At 62.7% G+C, this 2,587-nt stretch carries 2 protein-coding genes; both read left to right on the top strand.

All coding sequences use genetic code 11. The features are described from left to right. The first annotated feature begins 154 nt into the window (after positions 1-154). The gene (istA, locus tag BMI01S_RS36885; RefSeq protein WP_042293199.1) at positions 155-1,648 is read left to right on the top strand and encodes an IS21 family transposase; all 1,494 of its coding nucleotides are present in this window, start codon (positions 155-157) and stop codon (positions 1,646-1,648) included. Beyond that, positions 1,645-2,487 carry an IS21-like element helper ATPase IstB gene (gene istB / locus BMI01S_RS36880; protein WP_042293196.1) on the top strand — a complete coding sequence of 281 codons (843 nt, stop codon included), beginning with the start codon at positions 1,645-1,647 and terminating at the stop codon, positions 2,485-2,487. The genes istA and istB overlap by 4 nt, the downstream gene beginning before the upstream one ends. The last annotated feature ends 100 nt before the right edge of the window (positions 2,488-2,587 follow it).

The raw sequence follows: 2,587 nt of genomic DNA, 5'->3' as shown, positions 1-2,587 counted from the left end.
CGACAATTATCTTGGCCGGTCGTTGACGTTTGTTTTGGCCGGTGGTGAGGAGTCGGAGGCGGCGTAGCCGCCGGAGACGACGAACCACCGGCGGCGCCGCGTCGGCGGGGCAATAGGATGGCTGATCGATTCTTAAAGAAGAAGCGGTCAGCACATGTCTGGAACCCGCATCACCGACCAACAGGTTCGCCTCTACATGAACAAGCGCAAACACCATCCGCAGGAACTCGCGGCCGCGAAGGCAGGAATAAGCGTGCGCAGCGCACGCCGCATCGAGCGTGACGCGACGTTGCCATCCCAGAAGCCGCAGCGCTCCTGGCGCACCCGTCCCGATCCGTTCGCCGATGTCTGGGACAGCGAGGTCGTGCCTTTGCTGCGTAACGCTCCCCATCTGATGGGCATCACGATCCTGCGCAAGCTGCAGGATGATCACCCAGGCTGCTTTCCCGACAGCATGCGTCGCACGCTGGAACGACGCATTTCTCAATGGCGGGCGCTCGAGGGTCCCAGCCAGGAGATCTTCTTCCCCCAGGAGCATCAACCCGGCGTGCGCGGGCTGTCCGACTTCACCGATATGAACAAGTTGTGCGTGACGATTGGCGGCGCGCCGTTCGAGCACCGGCTGTATCACTTCGTGCTGGCATTCTCGCGCTGGGAATATGCCTGCGTGGTCGAGGGCGGCGAGAGCTTCGAAGCCCTCGCCAACGGTTTGCAGAACGCTCTATGGCAGGCGGGAGGTTGCCCGCGCGAGCATCGCACCGACAGCCTGTCAGCCGCCTTCAAGAACCTGAGCGAGAAGGAAGACTTCACGACCCGTTACAAGGCACTGCTCGATCACTACGAGATGCAGGGCACGCGTAACAATCGCGGCCTGGGTCACGAGAACGGGAGTGTCGAATCCTCGCACCGGTATCTGAAGGACGCAGTCGATCAAGCCCTGATGTTGCGTGGCCATCGCGACTTCGTTGATCGTGCCGCTTACGACGAATTCATCCGCGAGCAGGTGATGCGCCGAAACCGGCGCTGCGCCGCCGCGTTCCGTATCGAGCGCCAGCAGCTTCAGGATCTGCCGGAGCACCGCACCACCGACTTCGTCGAGGAGGAGGCTCCTGTGACCCGCTGCAGCACGTTCACGGTGCGGGGCATCCTCTACAGTGCGCCGTCGCGCCTGATTGGTCACCGGCTGAAGGTGCGCGTCTACGGCGACCGGCTTGACTGCTACCTGTCCGGCGTACTGGTGCACAGCACCGCTCGGGGCTCGCGTGCGCACGACAACCGCCACGCGCTTGATTACCGCCACTTCATTGACTCCCTGAAGCGCAAACCTCAGGCATTCAAGGGGCTCGCGTTTCGTGACGCGCTGTTCCCGCGCGAGGCGTACCGCAGAACCTGGGAACAACTCGATGCGCGCCTGTCCCAGCGCGACGCATGCAAGACCATGGTAGGCCTGCTTGAGCTCGCGGGCCTGCACGGCGTGGAGGCCGTACTGGCGGAGCAGCTTGATGCGATGCTGGAGGCCGGCGAGCTTCCCGATCTCAAGGCGCTGCGTGAGCAGTACGCACCCCGCGAGGCCCAGTGCCCCGATGTCGAGGTTCAGATGCCGCCCGTTGCCGTCTATGACGAACTGCTTGAGAAGGTGGCAGCATGAACGCGCCCGCGCATGATGGTGGCCGCCTGGCCCTGATGCTCAACGAGCTGCGTTTGCCAACGATCGGCAGGTTGTGGCCCGAGTTCGCTGAACGTTCGGACAAGGAAGCCTGGCCGGCCGCACGACTGCTCGGCGCGCTGCTTGAGCACGAGCTGGCCGAACGCGCCAAACGACGCATCGAGCGGCACCGTGCCGAGTCGCATCTGGACCCGACCAAGACGCTCGCCACCTTCGACTTCGGCGCCGTACCGATGGTCTCAAAAGCGCATGTCACAGCCCTAGCCACCGGAGAGTCATGGCTGGAGAAAGGCGCCACGGTTCTTCTGTTCGGCCCGCCTGGGGTCGGAAAAAGCCACCTGGGATCGGCTCTCGGTCATGCATTGATCGACGCCGGCTACCGCGTGCTGTTCACGCGTACCAGCGAGCTCGTCCAGAAGCTGCAGGCCGCGCGCCAGAGCCTGCAGTTGCCTTCCGCGCTGGCCAAGCTGGATCGCTTTGACCTGATCATCCTGGACGACCTGTCGTACGCGCGCAAGGACCAGGCCGAGACCAGCGTTCTGTTCGAGCTGATAGCCGAGAGGTACGAGCGAAAAAGTCTTCTGATAACTGCAAACCAACCGTTCTCGGGCTGGAATGACGTGTTCCCCGACCCCGGCATGACGGTCGCCGCCATCGACCGGCTTGTGCATCACTCGACGATCTTCGAACTCAACGTCGAAAGCTACCGCCGCCGCAAAGCCGGCGACAAACAGAATGCACGGCGGCGTCAATTACACGATGACAACCCTGCCAATCCGTTCAGCGGCCAGTTGCCTGACGACGGCAACGTTGCACAGTAACGACGAGCGTCAACTACACGATCACGCAACGACAACTATGAAGGAGCAACGTCAAATATGACCTGATACCCAACGACAACTACCCCGTTGACCGGCCAAG

Source organism: Paraburkholderia mimosarum LMG 23256 = NBRC 106338, from assembly GCF_000739815.1.
GTDB lineage: Bacteria > Pseudomonadota > Gammaproteobacteria > Burkholderiales > Burkholderiaceae > Paraburkholderia > Paraburkholderia mimosarum.
Note: the sequence above shows the minus strand (reverse complement) of the source record. Positions and strands in the feature narration are given on the sequence as shown.

Bases quoted from the DNA above. Each gene is read 5' to 3' on its own strand.
- istA (WP_042293199.1), top strand. From the start codon at position 155: ATGTCTGGAACCCGCATCACCGACCAACAGGTTCGCCTCTACATGAAC.
- istB (WP_042293196.1), top strand. From the start codon at position 1,645: ATGAACGCGCCCGCGCATGATGGTGGCCGCCTGGCCCTGATGCTCAAC.